The 20,871-nt window shown below is 70.6% G+C and carries 21 protein-coding genes; 2 read left to right on the top strand and 19 right to left on the bottom strand.

The features are described from left to right. Window positions 1–699 precede the first annotated feature (699 nt). The 13 genes from AB0C25_RS16385 to glyA all read right to left on the bottom strand — a co-directional run bounded on the left by AB0C25_RS16385 (window position 700) and on the right by glyA (window position 11,702). Window positions 700–1,155 carry a DUF2550 domain-containing protein gene (locus AB0C25_RS16385; protein WP_357246350.1) on the bottom strand — a complete coding sequence of 152 codons (456 nt, stop codon included), beginning with the start codon at window positions 1,153–1,155 and terminating at the stop codon, window positions 700–702. A gap of 12 nt (window positions 1,156–1,167) precedes the next feature. Next, complete coding sequence (locus tag AB0C25_RS16390; protein ID WP_357246353.1) at window positions 1,168–1,449, bottom strand: F0F1 ATP synthase subunit epsilon; 282 nt, start codon at window positions 1,447–1,449, stop codon at window positions 1,168–1,170. A gap of 88 nt (window positions 1,450–1,537) precedes the next feature. After that, the gene (locus tag AB0C25_RS16395) at window positions 1,538–2,683 is read right to left on the bottom strand and encodes an LCP family protein (protein WP_357373981.1); all 1,146 of its coding nucleotides are present in this window, start codon (window positions 2,681–2,683) and stop codon (window positions 1,538–1,540) included. A 225-nt stretch (window positions 2,684–2,908) separates the two neighbouring features. Continuing rightward, complete coding sequence (atpD, locus tag AB0C25_RS16400; protein WP_357246357.1) at window positions 2,909–4,345, bottom strand: F0F1 ATP synthase subunit beta; 1,437 nt, start codon at window positions 4,343–4,345, stop codon at window positions 2,909–2,911. Beyond that, a complete protein-coding gene (locus AB0C25_RS16405) occupies window positions 4,345–5,274 on the bottom strand; it encodes a F0F1 ATP synthase subunit gamma (RefSeq protein WP_357246359.1) in 930 nt (309 codons plus the stop codon). The genes atpD and AB0C25_RS16405 overlap by 1 nt, the downstream gene beginning before the upstream one ends. 4 nt (window positions 5,275–5,278) lie before the next feature. Next, window positions 5,279–6,931 (bottom strand): F0F1 ATP synthase subunit alpha, encoded by a 1,653-nt coding sequence (gene atpA / locus AB0C25_RS16410; RefSeq protein WP_357373830.1) that lies wholly within the window; start codon window positions 6,929–6,931, stop codon window positions 5,279–5,281. A gap of 143 nt (window positions 6,932–7,074) precedes the next feature. Beyond that, the gene (locus tag AB0C25_RS16415) at window positions 7,075–7,896 is read right to left on the bottom strand and encodes a F0F1 ATP synthase subunit delta (RefSeq protein ID WP_357373832.1); all 822 of its coding nucleotides are present in this window, start codon (window positions 7,894–7,896) and stop codon (window positions 7,075–7,077) included. After that, entirely contained in the window at window positions 7,896–8,435 is a 540-nt protein-coding gene (locus AB0C25_RS16420) for a F0F1 ATP synthase subunit B (RefSeq protein ID WP_357373834.1), read from the bottom strand. The genes AB0C25_RS16415 and AB0C25_RS16420 overlap by 1 nt, the downstream gene beginning before the upstream one ends. Before the next feature lie 26 nt (window positions 8,436–8,461). After that, complete coding sequence (locus AB0C25_RS16425; RefSeq protein WP_357246371.1) at window positions 8,462–8,704, bottom strand: ATP synthase F0 subunit C; 243 nt, start codon at window positions 8,702–8,704, stop codon at window positions 8,462–8,464. Between the two features lie 63 nt (window positions 8,705–8,767). Beyond that, on the bottom strand, window positions 8,768–9,565 hold the full coding sequence (atpB, locus tag AB0C25_RS16430) for a F0F1 ATP synthase subunit A (protein ID WP_357373836.1): 798 nt from the start codon (window positions 9,563–9,565) through the stop codon (window positions 8,768–8,770). Between the two features lie 11 nt (window positions 9,566–9,576). Beyond that, complete coding sequence (locus AB0C25_RS16435; protein WP_357246376.1) at window positions 9,577–9,813, bottom strand: hypothetical protein; 237 nt, start codon at window positions 9,811–9,813, stop codon at window positions 9,577–9,579. Between the two features lie 181 nt (window positions 9,814–9,994). Beyond that, window positions 9,995–10,420 (bottom strand): hypothetical protein, encoded by a 426-nt coding sequence (locus AB0C25_RS16440; protein WP_357373838.1) that lies wholly within the window; start codon window positions 10,418–10,420, stop codon window positions 9,995–9,997. Further along, window positions 10,413–11,702 (bottom strand): serine hydroxymethyltransferase, encoded by a 1,290-nt coding sequence (gene glyA, locus AB0C25_RS16445; protein ID WP_357373840.1) that lies wholly within the window; start codon window positions 11,700–11,702, stop codon window positions 10,413–10,415. The genes AB0C25_RS16440 and glyA overlap by 8 nt, the downstream gene beginning before the upstream one ends. A gap of 35 nt (window positions 11,703–11,737) precedes the next feature. On the opposite strand from glyA, the gene AB0C25_RS16450 reads away from it, so the two are divergent. Continuing rightward, entirely contained in the window at window positions 11,738–13,201 is a 1,464-nt protein-coding gene (locus AB0C25_RS16450) for an SDR family oxidoreductase (protein ID WP_357373842.1), read from the top strand. Between the two features lie 12 nt (window positions 13,202–13,213). Here AB0C25_RS16450 and AB0C25_RS16455 read toward each other — a convergent pair whose 3' ends face one another. The 4 genes from AB0C25_RS16455 to prmC all read right to left on the bottom strand — a co-directional run bounded on the left by AB0C25_RS16455 (window position 13,214) and on the right by prmC (window position 17,645). Beyond that, the gene (locus AB0C25_RS16455) at window positions 13,214–15,328 is read right to left on the bottom strand and encodes a transglycosylase domain-containing protein (protein ID WP_357373844.1); all 2,115 of its coding nucleotides are present in this window, start codon (window positions 15,326–15,328) and stop codon (window positions 13,214–13,216) included. 110 nt (window positions 15,329–15,438) lie between these two features. Next, on the bottom strand, window positions 15,439–16,050 hold the full coding sequence (locus AB0C25_RS16460) for a phosphotyrosine protein phosphatase (RefSeq protein WP_357373846.1): 612 nt from the start codon (window positions 16,048–16,050) through the stop codon (window positions 15,439–15,441). Continuing rightward, window positions 16,051–16,698, bottom strand: coding sequence for an L-threonylcarbamoyladenylate synthase (locus tag AB0C25_RS16465; protein WP_272619657.1), 648 nt, complete (start codon window positions 16,696–16,698; stop codon window positions 16,051–16,053). Further along, window positions 16,698–17,645, bottom strand: coding sequence for a peptide chain release factor N(5)-glutamine methyltransferase (prmC, locus tag AB0C25_RS16470; RefSeq protein WP_357373848.1), 948 nt, complete (start codon window positions 17,643–17,645; stop codon window positions 16,698–16,700). The genes AB0C25_RS16465 and prmC overlap by 1 nt, the downstream gene beginning before the upstream one ends. Before the next feature lie 74 nt (window positions 17,646–17,719). Here prmC and AB0C25_RS16475 point away from each other — a divergent pair, with 74 nt between their 5' ends. Continuing rightward, window positions 17,720–19,267 carry a GGDEF domain-containing protein gene (locus AB0C25_RS16475; protein WP_357373850.1) on the top strand — a complete coding sequence of 516 codons (1,548 nt, stop codon included), beginning with the start codon at window positions 17,720–17,722 and terminating at the stop codon, window positions 19,265–19,267. A 35-nt stretch (window positions 19,268–19,302) separates the two neighbouring features. On the opposite strand, the gene prfA is transcribed toward AB0C25_RS16475, so the two are convergent. Further along, window positions 19,303–20,391 (bottom strand): peptide chain release factor 1, encoded by a 1,089-nt coding sequence (gene prfA, locus AB0C25_RS16480; RefSeq protein ID WP_357373852.1) that lies wholly within the window; start codon window positions 20,389–20,391, stop codon window positions 19,303–19,305. Between the two features lie 124 nt (window positions 20,392–20,515). Beyond that, complete coding sequence (gene rpmE, locus AB0C25_RS16485; RefSeq protein ID WP_355008073.1) at window positions 20,516–20,740, bottom strand: 50S ribosomal protein L31; 225 nt, start codon at window positions 20,738–20,740, stop codon at window positions 20,516–20,518. Window positions 20,741–20,871 lie beyond the last annotated feature (131 nt).

The raw sequence follows: 20,871 nt of genomic DNA on the forward strand, positions 1-20,871 counted from the left end.
GCCGCAGCACGCCCGACGGGGCGGTGCGGCGGGCGCGGCGGCGGGCGCGGCGGCGGGGCGGGCGCGGCGGCGGCGCGGCGGCGGGGCTCGCCCCAGCGGGCTCGTCGAACCAGGCTCCGTCGCAGCGAGGCGTGCCGAAGCGGGGCTCGCCCCAGCGGGCTCGCGGCACCCAGGGCGCGCCGCAGACCCGGCGCCGATTCTGGTCAGCGGCGGGCTCGACGCGGCCTGGCTGGCCAGGGCTCAACGCGCCTGGGGCTCGCCGCCCCCATGATCCACTCGGGATCATGAAAACCGTGGCATCCAGCCCACCAGAACACCCCGACATCAAGAAAGTCGAGTCGATCAACCGGCCTGCTCAGCCGCCACGACGCAACCGGCCGGCACCCCCGACCACCGAGAAGGCGAAACTCCACCAAACCGGCAACGGCAGGTGCTGAAAACCGCGCCAGACCGGCACACAGCGGCAACAACGGGTTTCCGGGGGAGCCCGCCCGGCGCAGGGATCAAGCCTGACCGCCCGGAGCCGGGTGGGCTCCCCCGGAAACCCCAAGCGCAACCACCGACAACCCGGGCGGTCTCCCCGGAACCCCAAGCGCAACCACCGACAACCCGGGCGGTCTCCCCGGAAACCCCAAGCGCAACCACCGACAACCCGGGCAATCTCCCCGGAAACCCCGAGCGCAACCACAGACGAGCCGATCAGGCAGCCGGCCAGTCCTGGGAGGCCATACGCGGCGAGACCGCCCCCGGAGGGGCGGCCTCGAGCCAGGAGAGAAAACCGGTAACGGTCGACCGCGCCATGGCGATCTCCACCGGTGCGTGGTGACTGGTACAGCGGAGGATCACCCAGTCGGCCGGCATGGAGAGCCGTTCCTGGCCCTCCGGCAACCGGCGGCGTTCCACCGCCAGCCCTTTGCGGGAGAGCACCCGCTTGGGTCGGATCGCGAAGCTGAACATCCGGTACCACCGCAGCTCGTCACCGGCGAACCGGCCGAAGCCGGGCGACCAGCCACGGCCGTCGAGCATGGTGGTGACTCGGACGCTGAGCCGGATGATGCCACCGCTACGGGTGACCAGCGCTCGCCGGACGAAGAGGGTCAGAAGCGCGCCGAGGATGACGACAACGCCGATCCCGATTCCTTCGACGATGTCCATCCCCGGTGTGACTCAGCGGCTCTGCGCGGAGACCGGGGTTGCGCTCTCGGCCAGCACGATGACGCCGTCGGCGCTCACCGAGAGGAAGCCACCGGCGACCTCGTAGGAGACCTGCTCACCGCCGGCGAGCTTGATGCGGACCTGACCGGGCTCGGCGAGCTGGCCGAGCAGCGGCGCGTGTCCCGGCAGGACACCGAGCTCGCCTTCGGTCGTCCGGGCGACGACCATTTCGGCGTCACCGGACCAGACCTTCTCCTCGACGGCGACGAGCTCGACGTGAAGCTGCTTTGCCACGCTGTCTCCTTGCTGCGGCGACGGATTGCCGAAAGTCTAGCCTGACGCGCACGCGCTCCCAACGCGGGTGGGAGAACCCGCGCCGCGGCTACTTGGTCTTGTTCACGAAGTCTGGATGCTCCAGCAGGAAGGCGTCGAGCTGCTCGTTGTGCAGGGCGGTGAAGAAGTCCGGGACATCCGCCTGGAACTGCTCACCGAGATAGACGCCCCTGCTGTTCTTGAGCTCACCACCGGAGAGCTTGATCATCTGGATGGTGTTCGGGCGGATGTCCTTCAGGGCGAGCCCGAAGTCGACAACGCTGCTGCCCCGACCGTTGAAGATCAGCGACTGGCCGGCGGCGCGGAGCACCTTGTCCAGCTTGAGTGGGTTGGCCACCACGTCGGCACTGAACGCCTGGCCCACCATGGCCTTGACGAACTGCTGCTGGTGGCGCTGCCGGCCGTAGTCGGAGTCCGGAACACCGTTCTTCGGGTAGCGCTGCCGGACGTAGTCCAGCGCCTGCCAGCCGCTGAGGTGTTGGTTGCCCTTCTTGTAGACCGCCTGCGGGCCGACGTAACCCTCGCCGTACGTCTTGCCCGGCCGCGGCTTGCCGTCCGGCTGCTTGTGCTCGGACTTGACGTCGCGCTCGATGTACATGTCGACGCCGCCCATCGCGTCGACGATCTTCTGGAAGCCGGTGAAGTTGATGATGGCGCCAGCGTCGAACCGCTTGATGCCTGTCACGTTCTGCACGGTGGTGGCCAGCAGCTCGAAGCCCCGGGCCGCGTCGGGGTTGGCCCCCGGCACCTTGCTGCCGAAGGACATCGCAGCGTTGATCTTCGTGGTCTCGCCCGGGAAGTCGGCCTTCTTGAACGCCGGGATCGGCACGTAGAGGTCGCGCGGCAGGGAGAAGAGGTAGGCCCGGTCCATCGACGCCGGCACGTGCAGCACCATGATCGAGTCGGCGAGCGGCGCGGCTGTCGGCGTACGCGGGTCGATGCCGACGAGCAGGATGTTGAGTGGACCCTTGATGTCGCTCTTCTTCGCCTGGGCACCCGCCGCCTGGTCACCGAACAGGTCCGCCTTGCCGACCGCGCCCTCGTAGCGGGCCATCAGGGCCTCCGTGCCGACCAGCACCGCGCCGCTGAGCACGACCAGCACGGTGCCGAACACCGTGCAGATCCTGGCCCAGCGCGGCACGCCGCGCCAGACGGATGACTTGCGGCCACGCTTGCCGGCCTTACCCACGAGCAGCTCCGTTCGTTACGCCCACACGAAGGAAGACGGGCGCACGTCGTCGAAAGGTTGCGAAGATCAACGCTCGTTAGGGGTGAGCGCGCGGATTAGAACGTATCTCGGGTTCTTGGGAACGGACGACCCCGAGTAACGGACCGCGACGATGGTAAGACGCGAAGATGAACAAAAGACTGCCCCGGCATGGCCGGGGCAGTCTTTTGGTTGCGGGACGAATCGGGCCTGTCAGGCCTTCATCAGCTCCTCAGCCTTGCGCTCCAGGTCTTCGAGACCGCCGCACATGAAGAACGCCTGCTCGGGGAAGTGATCGTACTCACCCTCGCTGATCTTGCGGAACGCCTCGATGGTCTCCTTGATCGGGACCGTCGAGCCCGGTACGCCGGTGAACTGCTCCGCCGCGTAGGTGTTCTGCGAGAGGAAGCGCTCGATCCGCCGGGCACGGGCCACGGTGATCTTGTCTTCCTCGGAGAGCTCCTCGATACCGAGGATGGCGATGATGTCCTGCAGGTCGCGGTAGCGCTGCAGGATCCGCTTCACCTCGGTGGCCACCTGGAAGTGCTCGGCGCCGACGAACTCCGGGGCGAGGATCCGGGACGAGGACGCCAGCGGGTCCACGGCCGGGTAGATGCCCTTGTCGGAGATCGACCGCTCCAGGTTGGTGGTCGCGTCCAGGTGGGCGAACGTGGTGGCCGGGGCGGGGTCGGTGTAGTCGTCCGCCGGCACGTAGATCGCCTGCATCGACGTGATGGCCTGGCCCCGGACGGAGGTGATCCGCTCCTGGAGCTCGCCCATCTCGTCGGCCAGGGTCGGCTGGTAACCCACGGCGCTCGGCATACGGCCGAGCAGGGTGGACACCTCCGAACCGGCCTGCGTGAAGCGGAAGATGTTGTCGATGAAGAGCAGCACCTCCTGCTTCTTCACGTCCCGGAAGTACTCCGCCATGGTCAGCGCGGAGAGGGCCACCCGCAGCCGGGTGCCCGGCGGCTCGTCCATCTGGCCGTAGACCAGCGCGGTCTTGTCGATGACGCCGGACTCGGTCATCTCGGCGATGAGGTCGTTGCCCTCACGGGTGCGCTCACCCACGCCGGCGAACACCGAGGTACCACCGAAGTTACGGGCCACCCGGGTGATCATCTCCTGGATGAGCACCGTCTTGCCCACGCCCGCGCCGCCGAACAGGCCGATCTTGCCGCCCTTGACGTACGGGGCGAGCAGGTCGATGACCTTGATGCCGGTCTCCAGCATCTCGGTCTTCGGCTCCAGGTCCGCGAAGGCCGGGGCCTTGCGGTGGATGCCCCACCGGTCGTCGGCCTCGAACGTCTCGCCCTCTTTGAGGTTGAGCACCTCGCCGATCGCGTTGAACACCTTGCCCTTGACCGCGTCGCCCACCGGTACGGTGATCGGCTCACCGCGGTCGCGCACCTCGGCGCCACGAACCAGGCCGTCGGTCGGCTGCATCGAGATGGCACGGACCAGATTGTCACCCAGGTGCTGGGCGACCTCCAGGGTCAGCGTCTTCTCACCGCCGGACAGGTTCACGGTGACGTTGAGGGCGTTGAACAGGGCCGGCATGGCGTCGCGCGGGAACTCGGCGTCGACGACCGGGCCGATGACCCGGACCACGCGACCCGTGGCCGTCTTGGTCTCTACTGGTGCAGTCATCACACTTCACTTCCCGACGCGGCCAGCGCGTTGGCGCCGCCGACGATCTCGCTGATCTCCTGGGTGATCCCGGCCTGGCGAGCCGAGTTCATCTCGCGCGTGTACTTCTCGATCATCTCTTCGGCGTTGTCGGTGGCGCTCTTCATCGCCCGCCGCCGTGCCGCCGACTCACTCGCCGCCGACTCGATCAACGCCGCGTAGATCCGCGTGTTGATGTACCTCGGCAGGAGCGCGTCGAGCAGCGCCTCCGCCTCCGGCTCGAACTCGTACGCCGGCAGCAACCCCTCGGAGCGCGGCCGGTCCTCCACCTGCATCGGACCGATCACCTTGGTGACCGGGTTCTGCGTCATCAGCGAGTGGAACTCGGTGTAGACGATGTGCAACTCGTCGACGCCGAGCACCCCGTCCGCTCCGGCACCGCCGTCGGCGTCGTCCGCACCGGCCGTGAACGCCTTGATCAGCGTCTCACCGACGGTACGGGCGTCCTCGAACGACGGCTGCTCACTGAAGCCGGTCCAGTTCGCCTCGATCGGCCGGTTGCGGAACCGGTAGAACCCGACGCCCTTACGTCCGATGACGTAGAGCACCGGCTCCTTGCCGTCCGCCTTGAGCCGCGCGATCAGCGACTCCGCCATCCTGATCGCGTTGGAGCTGTAACCGCCGGCCAGGCCACGGTCGCTGGTGACCAACAGGACGCCCGCCCGCCGCACCCGCTCGCGCGGGGTGAGCAGCGGGTGGTCGATCCGCGCGTTGGACGCCAGCGCCGTGAGCACACCGGTGATGGCCTGGGCGTACGGCAGGGACGCCTGCACCCTGGCCTGAGCCTTGGCGATCCGGCTCGTCGCCACGAGCTCCATCGCCTTGGTGATCTTCTTCATCGACTTCGCCGAGCGGATTCGTTGACGAAGAACGCGTACCTGGGCCGCCACGGGATCAGCTCTCGGCCGGGCGGTCGGTCGCGCTGTCGCGGAAGCGGGTCACCGTCTCGCGGTTCTCGTCACCCTCGAGCGGAGCGGCCGGCGCGTCGTTGACCTTGCGCTCGTCGTCCTTGTTGAGGAAGACCTGCTTGAACTCGGCGATCGCCGCGTCCAGCGAACCGACGATGTCGTCGCCCCACTGGTTGTCGGCGATGCCGGCCAGCACACCCTCGTGCTTGTGCCGCAGGTACTGGAGGAACTCCGCCTCGAAGCGGCGAACCTCGCCCACCGGGATGTCGTCCAGCTTGCCCTCGACACCGGCCCAGACCGAGACGACCTCCTGCTCGACCGGGAACGGCGAGTAGTTCGGCTGCTTGAGCAGCTCGACGAGGCGTACACCGCGGTCGAGCTGGGCGCGCGAGGCCCGGTCCAGGTCGGAGGCGAAGGCGGCGAACGCCTCCAGCTCGCGGTACTGGGCCAGGTTGAGCCGCAGCGAACCGGCGACCTTGCGCATCGGCTTCACCTGGGCGGCGCCGCCGACCCGGGAGACCGAGGTGCCGACGTTGATCGCCGGGCGGACGCCCTGGTTGAACAGGTCCGTCTCCAGGAAGATCTGGCCGTCGGTGATCGAGATGACGTTGGTCGGGATGAAGGCCGAGATGTCGTTGGCCTTCGTCTCGATGATCGGCAGACCGGTCATCGAGCCGCCACCCAGCTCGTCGGAGAGCTTCGCGCAGCGCTCCAGCAGGCGGGAGTGCAGGTAGAAGACGTCACCCGGGTACGCCTCACGGCCCGGCGGGCGACGCAGCAGCAGCGACACGGCCCGGTACGCCTCGGCCTGCTTGCTCAGGTCGTCGAAGACGATCAGGACGTGCTTGCCGCCGTACATCCAGTGCTGCCCGATGGACGAGCCGGTGTACGGGGCCAGGTACTTGAAGCCGGCCGGGTCGGACGCCGGGGAGGCCACGATTGTCGTGTACTCCATCGCGCCGGCCTCTTCCAGCTGGCCCTTGATCGAGGCGATCGTGGAGGCCTTCTGGCCGATGGCGACGTAGATGCAGCGGACCTGCTTCTTCGGGTCGCCGGTGCGCCAGTTGTCCCGCTGGTTGAGGATCGCGTCCAGGGCGACGGTGGTCTTACCGGTCTTGCGGTCACCGATGATCAGCTGCCGCTGGCCCCGACCGATCGGGGTCATCGCGTCGATGGCCTTGATGCCGGTCTGCAGCGGCTCGAACACCGACTGGCGGGACATCACGTTCGGAGCCTGCAGCTCCAGCTCGCGGAAGCCCTCGTTGGCGATGTCACCGAGCCCGTCGATCGGCTTGCCGAGGGCGTCGACCACGCGGCCGAGGAAGGCGTCGCCGACCGGAACGGAGAGAACCCGCTCGGTGCGCTTGACGCGCTGCCCCTCCTCCAGCTTGGCGGAGTCACCGAGAACGACGACACCGATCTCCCGGACGTCGAGGTTCAACGCCACGCCGAGCGTGCCGTCCTCGAACTCCAGGAGTTCGTTGGTCATGGTCGAGGGCAGGCCCTCGACGTGGGCGATGCCGTCGCCGGTGTCGGCGACGGTGCCGACCTCCTCGCGGGAGACGTCGGACGAGTAGGAAGAGACGTAGCGCTCCAGGGCGCCGCGGATCTCTTCCGTCGAGATGGTCAGCTCGGCCATCCTCTGCTTCCTTAAAATTCAGGGGCCCGGGATACCTAGTACCGACCGGTCCGAATGGCGTCTGTCATTCCGGGCGCTGCGGCGGCGGAGCCGCCCCGACGCTGAGCGGCGGAGGCCGCTCGGCCGCTGGGCGGCTGAGCCGTTCAGCGCTTCGCGAGCGCGTTGCGGGTCTCGTTGAGGCGGCGCAGGATGGTGCCGTCGTACAGGTCGGAACCGACCCGCACGCTCACGCCACCCAGGACGTGCGGGTCGACCGTCTGCTTGACGGAGACCTCCCGACCGTATATCGCGGTGAGGCTCGCACCCAGTCGGCGTTCGTCGTCGTCACTCAACGGGGCCGCGACGGTCACGTACGCCACCTGCCGGTCGCGTCGCTCGGCGGCGAGTTCCACCAGCCGGGTCAGCGCGCCGGTGAAGGAGCGCCCCCCGAACCCGCCGAGCGCCACCTCGACGAGGCGGACGGTGACCGGGCGGGCCTTGTCGGCGAGCAGCTCCCGGGCCAGGGTGGCCCGCTGCTCGACCGGGGCGACCGGGTCGGCCAGCGTGTTGCTCAACGCCGACTGACCGGCCACGACCTGGCCGAAGCGGAACAGCTCGTCCTCGACCTCGCCCAGCTCGCCGGCCTTGTCGGCGCTGGCGAGCAGCGCCTCCACGCCGAGGCGCTCGGCGCCGTCGAGCAACTCCGACGGTGCCGACCAGCGGCCGGAGACCAACGCCACGAGCAGGTCGAGCGCGTCGGCGCCGATCCGCCCGCCCAGCATGTCGCCGAGCAGGGCACCGCGGTCCTCGCCGGAACGAGCCGGCTCGGACAGTGCCCGGCGCAGCCGCGGCTCACGCCGCAGCAGGGTCGCCACGGAGAGGATGGCGTCGGCGGTGGAGGCCACCGCCGACGGCTCCGCGCCGCGGACGTACGCGTCGAGGCGCTCGGCCGCGACCTTGTACGACTCCCGGCTGGCGGCCTGCATCAGCGGGCCCCCGTGCTCTCGAGGCCGCTCAGGAACCGGTCGACGGTGCCCTTGCGTCGCGCCTCGTCGGCCAGCGACTCGCCAACGATCTTGCTGGCCAGGTCCACCGCGATCGTGCCGACCTCCGCGCGCAGCTCGCGCACGATGGTGGCCCGCTCGGCGGCGAGTGCGTCCTTGCCCGCCTGGATGACCCGGTCGGACTCTTCCCGCGCCTTGGCGAGGATGTCCTGTCGGATCCCCTCGGCGTCGGCCCGCGCGTCGTCACGGATCTTGGCGGCGTCGGTGCGGGCCTCAGCGAGCTGGGCACGGTACTGCTCAAGCAGCTGGTTCGCCTCGGCCTGGGCGGCCTCGGCGCGCTTGATGCCGCCCTCGATCGCGTCGACCCGGGCCTGGAACGTCTGCTCCATACGGGGGAAGACGAACTTGATCAGTACGAAGCAGAGCACGGCGAAGGCGACAACGCCGACCACGATCTCCTCGGGAATGGGGATGATCGGGTTGTGGTCTGACTCACCACCCTCAGCGGCGAGGAAGTACATGGGTGACCTCCCGGTCGACGAGCGGATTAGAGCTCTCCCTGCCAGATGAAGCCGAAGGCGATGCCGAACAGCGCGAGCGCCTCGATGACGGCGAAGCCGATCCAGACGTACGGCAGGGTCATCCGCGACGACTCGGGCTGGCGGGCGGTCGACTGGATGTAGGCGGCAAAGACCAGACCAACGCCGATGCCCGGGCCGATGGCCGCGAGGCCGTAGCCGATGGCTGCGGTGCTGCCAACGACACCTTCTGCGGCGGCGACGTAATCCATTAGTGGTTCCTCCTGGTTATCACGCGTGTCTCTCACGCGGGACGACAACGGATGGTGCGTGGATCAGTGCTCTTCGGCGAGCGCGCCCTGGATGTAGCTGGCGCTCAGCACGGTGAAGACGTAGGCCTGCAGGACGATGACCAGCGCTTCGAGAAGGGTCAGCGCCACGGTCATCACCCAGGACACCACCGAGATCGGTGCCAGCCAGGCGTTGGCGTTGATCATCGCGAAGCCGCCGAGCGTGAAGACCAGCAGGAGCATGTGGCCGGCGAACATGTTCGCGAAGAGACGAACGGCCAGCGAGAAAGGCCGGATGATGAAGGTCGAGAACGCCTCGATCGGGATCAGCAGCGGCAGGATGTACCACGGTGCCGGCGGGATCAGGGCGTGCTTGAAGTATTTGGCGAAACCGTGGTGCCGGATGCCGATGTAGTTGAACAGCACGTAGCTGATCACCGCGAGGATCGCCGGGAAGGCGATGTGCGAGTTCGGCGAGATCTGGAAGAACGGGATGATCGCGAAGGCGTTCGTCACCAGCACAAAGCAGAACAGCGTCGTGAAGTACGGAGCGAACCGCACGCCCTGGTGACCGATCATGTCGACCGAGATGTTGTTGCGCACGAAGCCGTAGATCGACTCGGCGAACCACTGCTTCTTGGTCGGCACCAGCTTCGGGTTCCGATAGGTCGCCAGGAAGAAAATGATCAGAACGCCGACCGCGATCCAGACCATCAACGTGAACTTGGTGAACCAGTACGAGTTTTCCACACCCCAGGGCAGGATGCTGGGCAGGTAGAAGTCCTCCTTGCTAGGTGGGAATTCTGCCTGGCCCGCTGCCAGGACGTTCGCCTGTCCGAACACCGCGTCCCTTCCTAAGTAGGCGTGCCGAGTCGGCGGATGACCAGGATGACTCCCCCGGCCATGCCGAGCACGAAGCCGATCCCGGTGGCGACGCCACCGGTGTCGAGCCACTGGTCGACCAGCCAGCCGATGAAACCCCACACGAGCATGCCTCCGATGAGGTAACTCAGTGCGGTCCAGCCCTGACCGGCACCGGACGGATAGTCGTCCGGTTGACCGGGGGGACGGGGGGTTTGGTCATCAGCCATGACGGGGCGAACGATATCAGCCGGGAAGACGAGGCTGTGCCTCACCCCCCGCACAACCATCGTTGTGTGGGCTTCTCGTGGGCGCCGTCGTCTGTGGGCACGCTACTCCCCTTCCGCCCGTCGGAAAATGACCGGAGGCCGACACATTGCGGCGCGTCCGCTGGTTGGGACGACCGCCAGGTCAGCCCAGCGGCCGACGAGCGTGCACCGTGGTCAGCCACCAGAGGTGCACCGCTGTCCACACTGCCACCCCGGCGACGATGCCAAGGCACAGAGGGATCAAACCGGCCCAACCGGTCGACGCCACCGCCACCAGCACCGCACCCAAAAGGCTGAACTTCACCACGTACAAGCCCAGGCCGAGCGGCAACAGCAACTGCGGGTTGACCTGGTCGGCTCGCGCCAACACCACTGTGGTGAGGGTGTAGCTGAGCACCGTGACACCCACGCCGGCCGCCGCGCCGAGCGCGGCCGTCCCACCGCCGGTCACCCCGCCCACCACCGCGGCGAGCACGGCCAACGCCGCCGACGCGGCCAACAGGACCGGCAGGTGCCGCAGCCGCCACCGCCGGTCGGTGTCGGGCGCGACCACCCCGGGCTCAGCCACGGGGGTACGCCGGAAACGCCGCGACCAGCTCGGCCACCTCGGCACCGATCCGGGTCAGCTCGTCGGCGCCGCCCGGGGCGCCGGGATCGGTGCGCACCGCACGGGCGATCAGGGTGGCCACCTGCCGCAGGTCACCCTCCCGCATGCCCTGGGTGGTGACGCTCGGGGTGCCCACCCGCAGACCGGAGGCCACCATCGGCGGCTGCGGGTCGTACGGGATGGCGTTCTTGTTCAGGGTGATCGACGCGGCGTCGCAGCGACGCTCGGCCTCCGCGCCGGTCACCCCCACCTCGCGCAGATCGATCAGGGCGAGGTGGGTGTCGGTGCCGCCGGACACCGGGCGCATCCCCTCGTCGGCCAGCCCGGCCGCGAGCGCCTGGGCGTTGCTGACCACCTGCCGGGCGTACGTCTGGAACTCCGGCTGGGCGGCCTCGCGCAGCGCGACCGCCTTCGCCGCGACGGCGTGCATCAGCGGACCGCCCTGGGTGAACGGGAAGACCGCCTTGTCGATCCGCTGCGCCAGCGACTCGCGGCAGAGGATCAGGCCGCCGCGCGGGCCGCGCAGCACCTTGTGGGTGGTGGCGCAGACGACGTCCGCGTACGGCACCGGGGACGGGATCGCCCGGCCGGCGACCAGGCCGATGAAGTGCGCGGCGTCCACCATCAGGTACGCGCCGACCTCGTCGGCGATCTCCCGGAACCGGGCGAAGTCGATCAGCCGGGGGTACGCGGTGGCACCACAGATGATCAGCTTGGGTCGGTGCGCCCGGGCCAGGTCGCGTACCTCGTCGTAGTCGATCAGCTCGGTGTCCGGCCGGACGGGATAACCGACCGGGTGGAACCACTTGCCGGAGAAGTTCACCCGGCTGCCGTGGGTGAGGTGCCCGCCGTGCGGCAGGTCCATCGCCAGCACGGTGTCCCTCGGCTGCACCAGGGCGGCGTACGCGGCCAGGTTGGCGCTCGCCCCGGAGTGCGGCTGGAGGTTGGCGTGCTCGGCCCCGAAGAGCTCCTTGGCCCGGGCGATGCCGATCTCCTCGGCCCGGTCCACCTCGGCGCAGCCCCCGTAGTAACGCCGGCCCGGGTAGCCCTCGGCGTACTTGTTGGTGAGCGTCGAGCCGAGCGCGGCCAGCACCGCCGGCGAGGTCAGGTTTTCGCTGGCGATGAGCTGCAGGCCACCCCGCAACCGGTCCAGCTCGCCGAGGACCACCCCGGCGATCTCCGGGTCGGTGGCCCTGAGCTGCGCGAAATCTGGCCCCCAGAAGGTGCTCGTCTCGGTCTCCACAGCGAACGAGTCTAGGGGGCCGCAGACTGGGACATGTGAGATGCCTCGTCACCGGAGCGACCGGCTACATCGGCGGGCGGCTGACGCCGCTGCTGCTCGCCGAGGGACACACCGTGCGGTGCCTGGCCCGTAAGGCGGTTCGGCTGCGCGACGTGCCCTGGGCCTCGGCGGCCGAGATCGTCGAAGGGGACCTGAGCCGGCCGGACACGTTGCCCGCCGCCTTCGCCGACGTGGACGTCGCCTACTTCCTGGTGCACTCCCTCGGCCGGCCCGACTTCGAGGCCGCCGACCGGACGGCGGCGACGAACTTCGCGGCGGCGGCCCGCGCGGCAGGCGTACGCCGGATCGTCTACCTGGGTGGCCCGGAGCCGGCGTCCGACGCGGAGGTCCCCTCCCCGCACCTGCGGTCCCGGGCCGAAGTGGGCCGGATCCTGCTGGCCAGCGGGGTGCCCACGGCGGTGCTGCGGGCCGCGGTGATCATCGGGTCCGGCTCGGCGTCGTTCGAGATGCTGCGGTACCTGACCGAGCGGCTGCCCGCCATGATCACCCCACGCTGGGTCCGCAACCGGATCCAGCCCATCGCCGTCCGCGACGTGCTGCGCTACCTGGCCGGCTGTGTCGCGCTGCCGCCGGACGTCAACCGGGGCTTCGACATCGGCGGACCGGACGTGCTCACCTTCCTCGAGATGATGCAGCGTTACGCCCGGGTGGCCGGCCTGCGCCGGCGGATCATCGTGCCGGTCCGCCCGCTCACCCCGTCGCTCTCCTCGCACTGGGTCGGCCTGATCACCCCGGTGCCGAACGCGATCGCCCGCCCCCTGGTGGAGAGCCTGATCCACGAGGCGGTCGCGCACGAGCACGACATCGCCAGGTACCTACCCGACCCGTCCGGTGGGCTGACCGGCTTCGACGACGCGGTGGCGCTCGCGCTCGCCAAGGTCCGGGACGCCCAGGTGGAGACCCGCTGGTCGACCGCGAGCGGCCCGGACTCGCCCGCCGAGCCGCTGCCCAGCGACCCGGAGTGGTCCGGTGGCAGCGTCTACACCGACGTCCGCGAGCGGGCGGTGGACGCCCCACCGGCGGCGCTCTGGCGGGTCGTCGAGGGAGTCGGCGGCGAACACGGCTGGTACTCGTTCCCGCTCGCCTGGTCGGTGCGCGGCTGGTTGGACCGCCTGGTCGGCGGGGTCGGGCTCCGTCGGGGCCGACGCGACCCGCACCGCCTCCAGGTCGGTGAGGCGCTGGACTTCTGGCGGGTCGAGGAGATCGTCCCCGGCGAGCTGCTGCGCCTGCGCGCCGAGATGCGGCTGCCCGGCCGGGCCTGGCTGGAGATGCGGGTACTGCCCACCGAGGACGGCCGCAGCCGCTACCAGCAACGCGCCGTCTTCCTCCCCCGCGGGCTGAGCGGGCACGCCTACTGGGGGTCGGTCGCGCCCTTCCACGCGGTGGTCTTCGGCGGCATGGCCCGCAACATCGCCCGCAACGCCGAACAGACCCCCTGATCCCCGCAGGTCTCAGTTGCCGGTGCGGGCTCCGGTGAGCTGGAAGGCGGTTCGTTCGCTCGGCGGGACGAAGTCGCGTACCGGTTGACCGCGCAGGGCGGTGGAGAGCACCTCGCCGACCGCGTCGACCATCCGGGCCTGCACGGCCTGACCGACCGCGTCCCGGGGATCGTCCGGGTTCGCCGCCATCGAGGCGACCGCGATCTGCGGGGTGAACGCGACGACCGTCTCCGTCTCGTACCGTTCCGAACTGCCGGTCTTGCCCGCGACCGGCCGGCCGAGCCGCGCCCGCAGGCCGGCTGCGGTGGCACCGTCGCAGCGCCCGTACATCGACTGGTCGCCGACCGGGCAGCGCGCCGCGTCGGTGGCCGCCCGCGCAACGTCGACGTCGAGCACCTGTCGGCAGTCCGGCTTGGCGGCGTCGACCGGCCGGCCACCCGCGTCGGTGATCGACACCACCGGCAGCGGCGCGCACCAGGTCCCCTCGGCCGCCACCGTGGCGTACGCGGTGGCCAGGTCCAGCGGCGTGGTCGCGGCGACGCCCAGGGTGAACGCACCCCAGTCCTTCGCGTCGTAGCGGGCCAGTCGGGCGTCGGCGTCGGCGCGCAGCACGATGCCGAGTCGCTCGGCCATCTCCACCACCCGGTCGGCGCCGACCTTCTCGGTCAGCCAGGCGAAGTACGTGTTCACCGACCGACCGAACCCGGTCCACATGGTGCGGGGGCCATCCATCGAGGACGGGCTGGCGTTCGAAGGGCACCAGCGGCCGTCACAGCTCGCCTCCCCGGTCGCCGGGAAGCGGGTGAGCAACTGGGTGGGCGCCACGAAGTCGGTCGACAGCGGCAGGCCCGCCTCCAGCGCGGCGAGCATCGTGAAGAGTTTGAACGTCGACCCGCCCTGGTACCCCTCGATCGCGCCGCCGCCGCCGATCAACTGGTTGACCGTGTTCGGGCGGTTCTTCTGCCCGACCGGGTTGTCCCGCACGCTGTAGGCGCGGTTCACCGACATCGCCAGCACCCGTCCCGTGCCCGGTTGCACCACGGCGGTCGGCACCGCCTCGGCCGCCGACGGCTGATAGATCTTCAGCACCTGCTCGGTGGTGGCCCGCTGCACCCCCGGGTCCAGCGACGACACGATGGAGAACCCGCCCCGGCGCAGCGCGCGTTGCCGCTCGTCGGCGGACGCCCCGAACGCGGACTGGCTGCTCCACCAGCGGGTGAACCAGTCGCAGAAGAATCCCCAGTCGTTGTGCGCCTCGGGCACCCCGGTGCAGTCGTTGGGCGTCTCGCTCGGCCGTAGCTGCAACGGCTCGGCCCGCGCCGCCGCCGCCGCTTCCGCCGGCACCTGCCCCGACTCCACCAGCCGCTCCAACACGTACGACCGCCGCGCCATCGCGCTGTCGGCGTCGCCGTTGATCGGATCGTCGCTGTCCGGCGACCGGACCAGACCGGCCAGCAGCGCCGCCTGGGCCAGGGTCAACTCGGCCGGGGACCGGGAGAAGTAGCGCTTGCTGGCCGCCGCGATGCCGTACGCCCCGGCGCCGAAGTAGGCGATGTTGAGGTAGCGGGTGAGGATCTCCTCCTTGTCGAGCTCGCGTTCCAGCGCGAGCGCGTAACGCATCTCCTGGAGCTTGCGGGCGGTGCTGACCTCGGTGGCGGCCACCCGCTGCGCCTCGGTCAGCCGGGGGTCGCTGCTGAGCACGTTGCGGACGTACTGCATGGTCAGCGTGGAGGCGCCCTGCCGGGTCTGCCCGTCCCGCTTGTTGACGGTGAAGGCGCGCACCACGCCCCGCAGGTCGACTCCGCTGTGCTGGTAGAACCGGACGTCCTCGGCGGCCACGATCGCCTCGCGCATCACCGGGGCCACCTCGCGCAGCGGCACGTCCACCCGGTCCTCCTGGTAGAAGGAGGTGATCAGGGTGGTGCCGTCGTTGGCGTAGAGGTTGGAGCGCTGGGCGGTGGGCGGCGTACGAAGTGTGTTCGGCAGCTCCGAGTACGGCGTGGACAGGGCGCTGAAGCCGATCCCGAACACCAGGGCCACCGGCAGGGCGGCTGCGGCCAGCACCAGCCCGGCCAGCACTCCGGCGATCACCACGGTCAGCAGTTTGTCGAGATGGGCCCGGATCATCAGCTCTCCCCGCAGGAGCCGGTCACGCTAGGACCCGTTCAGAATGACCCGGAACGCCGCTTTCGCCCCGGGTTTTCCCCAAACCCGGAGGAAACTCGCACCGCGCTCAATCAGGGCAGCAGCGCGCCGGCCAGCGGGTGGACCGTCTCCTCGATCTCGTCGGCGACCCGACTGAAGCACTGGTCACCACGACCCCACGGGTCGTCCAGATCGTCCGTCGTCAACGCCGAGGCGCCCAACCGGGCGTCGTGCGCCGCTGCCACCAGGGCCACGCCCCGGGCGTACACGGCCTCCGGGGTCGCCTCACCCGGCGGCAACGCGGCGGCGTCCACCGCGGCCAGCAGCCGACCGAACTCGCCCAGCACGAACGTGCGGGCCGCCGCGTCCGGCCGCAACGCCACCACGTACTCCTGCTGGTCGGCGGTGGCGGTCAGCACCAGGTCGGCGGCGTCGATGTGGTCCGACCGCAGCTTGCGCGCGGCGAACCCCTCGACGTCCCCACCACGGCCGGTGACCTGCCGGGCCGCCGGCGGATTCATCTCCTCGCCCGCGTGCCAACCACCCGTGCCGGCGCTGTGGCTGTGCAACAAACCGTCGGCCTGGGCCGGGTCCTGCGCACGCCGCGTCAACCGCTCCCGCACCGCCAGAGCGAGCAGCCGCTCCGCCATCGGAGAGCGGCAGATGTTGCCCATGCAGACGTGCAGGACCGTGAACGGGGGCACTCAGACCCCCCGACCGTCGATGAGGTCCGGAACGACGTCGCGCAGCTTCTCCAACGGGATCGCCCCGGCCCGCAGCAGTTGCGGCACCTCACCGGTCAGATCGACGATCGTGCTGGGCACCGGGTCCGGGCACGGCCCGGCCTCCAGGTAGGCCCGCACCGAGTAGCTGAGCTGGTCCCGTGCCTCCTCGGCGGTCACCGCGGCGGGCTGGCCGGTCTTGTTGGCCGACGAGACCGCCATCGGGCCGGTCTCCCGCAGCACCTCGAGCGCCACCGGGTGCAGCGGCATCCGCACCGCCACCGTGCCGGTCTTGTCGCCCAGGTCCCACTGGAGGCTCGGCGAGTGCTCGACCACGATCGTCAGCGCACCCGGCCAGAACGCCTCCACCAGGTCCCGGGCGGCCGTGGGCAGCGAGAAGACCAACCCGTCCAGGGTGTGCCGCGAGCCGATCAGCACCGGCGGCGGCATCTGCCGACCCCGGCCCTTGGCATCCAGCAGGGCCTTGACCGCGTACGGGGTGAACGCGTCCGCGCCGATCCCGTAGACGGTGTCCGTCGGGAGGACGACAAGCTCGCCGTTCTTGACCGCCTCGATGGCCGCAGCGATGCCGCGGTCCCGATCGGCGGGCGACCGGCAGTCGTAGAGCATCACGAGGAGTCAGTCTGCCACGCCGCCCCGATCGGGGCGTGCTGGCCGTCCGCCCGTCGGGACGCGGTGGCGTAACGGGGACGTCCGGTGAGGTCCAGATGCGCCGTGACAGCGGTGAAGTCACCGTCGCCGGCAAGCAACGCGGGGACCGCCGCGCCGTGGGTGTCGTCGTGCTCCACCCCGACAACGCCGCCCGCGCGCAGCAGCGCCGCCGCGCGGCTGACGACCGGCCGGATCACCGCCAGGCCGTCCGCGCCCCCGAAGACCGCCTCCGCGGGGTCGTGCCCGGCCACCTCCGGCGGGACCACCACGTCGTCCGGCACGTACGGCGGGTTGCAGAGCAGCACGTCCACCGAGCCCACCAGGGACGCCAGCAGGTCCGGCGCGGTCACATCCGCCTCGACCACCTCGATCGGCCGGTCCCCCGCACCGGCCCGCTCCGCCGCGTTGCGCCGCAACCAGGCCAGCGCCTGCGGGGACCGCTCCACCGCGATCACCCGCGCGCCGGGCAGCTCCTGAGCGACCGCCAGCGCGATCGCCCCCGAGCCGCTGCAGAGGTCGACGACCACCGGGTCGGTGCGGCCCCGGGCCTGCTCGACACCCCAGCCGGCCAGCAGCTCCGTCTCCGGCCGAGGCACGAACACACCCGGGCCGACCGACAGGTCGAGGTGCCGGAACCCGGCCCGGCCGGTCAGATGCTGCAACGGCACCCGCGCGGCCCGGCGGCGCGCCAGCTCGTCGAGCCGCGCCAACTGCGCCTCGTTCAGGTCGTCGGCGAGAGCCAGCCGGCCCCGGGGGACCCCCAGCACGTACGCGGCCAGCACCTCCGCCTCCACCCGGGCCGAGCCGACCCCGGCGGCGGCGAGCGCGCGAGCGACCCGAGCCACCGCGGTGGACGGGCGGGTGGGGCCTGTCCCTCCGGGGGGGTGTTGCGGCAGAGTGTTCACGCGACAATCATGATGCGTCGCGGGCAGCGCGACCAACGGGTGCGCGGGCGGCGCACACGACAGGGGGTTGGCGGGTGGGGTGGCTCGACCGGGTCGATGACCAGGTTGACGCCCTCACGCGTGCCCGGGCACTGCAGGAGGCCAGCCGCTCCGCGGAGTCGTACGTCCTGCTCGAACGTGTGATCCGCACCACCACCGATCCGGCGGCGCGGGCGGACGCGATGGTGCAGCGCCTCTCCGCCCTGATCAATCTCGGTCGGACGGCGGAGTTCACCCGGGCCATCGAGGAGGCGTCGGCGGCCGTCCGCGATCTCGCCGAGCCGTACCTGCACGGGCACCTCAACGCGCTCGCCGCCCTCGCCGCACACCACCAGGGCGCACTGGACCGCTCCGTCACGCACCTCGTCCGAGCCGCCCGCGCGCTGGGCGCCGTCGAGGACCCGGACCGGGACACCGCCTGGGGCTGGCACGACCTGGCCATGGCGTACAGCTACCTCAGCTTCCACGGATACGCCCTGGGGGCCATCGAACGGGCCCGGCAGCTCGGTCTCACCGCCGGGATCCCCGAGGAGACGTTCGCCGCGCCGGGCATCCGGCTGCGCAACGCCGTGGCACTGGACCACAACGGCGACAGTGACGGCTGCCTGCGGGTGCTCCGGGACGTGGCCGCCGACCTGGCTCGCTTCATCGGCTCCGGGCGGGCCGGCCGGCTGCGCCCGAGCAGCCTCGCCGCGTACGGCTACGCGGCTGCCCGGCAGGCCGCGCTCGGCGACCAGGTGGAGACCGACGGGAAAGCCGATCCGGCCCGCCTGATCAGCCACGGTGGGGACAGCTCCCGTGCCCGCGACCTGCGTCAGCTCGGGCAGGTGTGCCTCGCCGTCGCCGACGGCCGGCCGATCGAGGCGGTCGCCCGACTGGACACCGTCCAGGTCGCCAACGAGACGCTCGGGGCGGCCGAGCCGGCCCGACTGCGCAGCATCGCGCTGGCCCGTGCCGGTGACCACGCGGCCGCGCACCGGGCCGACCGGCTGGCGTTCCGGCTCGCCGCCCAACGCAATGATCGGCTGCGCGACGTCTACATCGACGGCATCGCCGCCCGGATCGACCACGAGGAGATGCGCCGCGAGGCGGCACGGTTCGAGGGCGAGGCGTTGACCGACCCGCTGACCGGGCTGCCCAACCGCCGCCGGTTGGAGCGCTACATCACCGCGGTGGTCACCCGAGGCGACCGGGTGGTGATCGGTGTCTGCGACCTGGACGGCTTCAAGGCCGTCAACACCCGCCACGGGCACCACTCCGGTGACCTGGTGCTGCAACGCATCGCCGGGGTGATCAACCGGGTGATGCGCCGGGGTGACTTCGTGGCCCGCTACGGCGGCGACGAGTTCGTGGTGGTGCTGCCGGACACCGGCATGCGCGAGGCCGCCGAGGTGGCCCGCCGGATCGAGGCCGCCGTCCGACTCGAAGACTGGGAGTCGCTGGTGCCGGGGACCCCGGTCGGGGTGAGCATCGGCTTCGCGGAGGTCTCCGGCGGCGGTGGGTTGCGGGACGCGCTCGGCGTCGCCTTCGAACAGGCCGACCGGGCCATGCTCCGCGCCAAGTCGCGTCCCCGCGCGAGCTGATCGCCCGGCGGGTCAACGGCGGGGCACGACGGCGGTCAGCGGCGGGTCAACTCGGTGTCGCCAGCGAGCCGGGCGGCGCGGTCGGCCTCGGCGAGCGCGTCCAGCACGCCGTCCAGTTCGCCGGCGAGCGCCAGGTCCAGGTTGTACGCCGTGTAGCCGATCCGGTGGTCGCTGATCCGGTTCTGCGGGTAGTTGTAGGTGCGGATCCGCTCCGAGCGGTCCACCGTGCGCACCTGCGCCTTGCGGGCGTCCGAGGCGGCGGCGTCGGCCTGCTCCTGCGCGGCGGCGAGCAGCCGGGCGCGCAGGATCCGCATGGCCTGCTCCCGGTTCTGCAACTGGGACTTCTCGTTCTGGCAGGAGACGACGATGCCGGTTGGCAGGTGGGTGATCCGCACCGCGGAGTCGGTGGTGTTCACCGACTGACCACCCGGGCCGGACGAACGGAACACGTCGATGCGCAGCTCGTTCTGGTCGAGGGTGACGTCGACGTCCTCGGCCTCGGGCAGCACCAGCACCCCGGCGGCGCTGGTGTGGATGCGGCCCTGCGACTCGGTGACCGGGACCCGCTGCACCCGGTGCACGCCGCCCTCCCACTTGAGTCGCGACCAGACGCCGTTGCCGCCCTCCGGCACACCCTTCGTCTTGATCGCCAGCGAGACGTCCTTGACCCCGCCGAGGTCGGAATCCTGGGCGTCGATCACCTCGGTGATCCAGCCGTGCCGCTCGGCGTAGCGGGTGTACATCCGCAGCAGGTCAGCGGCGAAGAGAGCCGACTCCTCGCCACCCTCACCGGCCTTGATCTCGACGATCACGTCCTTGGCGTCGTGCGCGTCACGCGGAATGAGCAGCTCGGCGAGGCGCTCCTCCAGCGTCGGCACGGATCCGGCGATGGACTCCGCCTCGCCCGCGAAGGACGGGTCCTCGGCAGCCAACTCACGAGCCGCGGACAGGTCGGCGCGGGCCTGCTCCAGCTCGGCAGCGGCCTTGTGCAGGGGCACCAGCTCCGCGTAGCGGCGACCCACCCTGCGCGCGGTGGCCTGGTCGGCGTGGATGGCCGGATCGGCCAACCGCTTCTCCAGCTCCGCGTACTCGTCGAGGAGGGCGGCCAGACGCTCGCTGCTCATGCTGCGGATGCTCCTTCGACGGTGCGAAGCCGGCCGGACCGAAGGCCGCCGGCTGCGTAACAGGGCACAACGCGGACGGCGCCCGCGCCCGGTGATAAACCGGACGCGGGCGCCGAACGAGGAGTTACTTGGCCTTCTTGGCCTGAACCTTGGCGTACTTCTGCTGGAACTTCGCGACCCGGCCGGCGGTGTCGAGAACGCGCTGCTTACCGGTGTAGAACGGGTGGCAGGCGCTGCAGGTCTCGGCGTGGATCGTGCCGCCCTTGGCGGTGCTGCGGGTCGTGAACGTGTTGCCACAGGAGCAGCTGACCTCGGTGGTCACGTACTCCGGGTGGATGTTTGCCTTCATCGCCTCGGTCCTCTCGTTGGTGGTCGCCGGGTCGCCGTCATCACTCGTCGCGCCGTACACGACGGGCTCGGGCGTGAACCGGAACCGGTGGCCGATTGACCAGTGTGCCATGGGCCTGAGCCGACCCGGTA

Origin of the sequence: Micromonospora sp. NPDC048839 (genome assembly GCF_040649915.1) — a bacterium.
Classification (GTDB): Bacteria; Actinomycetota; Actinomycetes; order Mycobacteriales; family Micromonosporaceae; genus Micromonospora.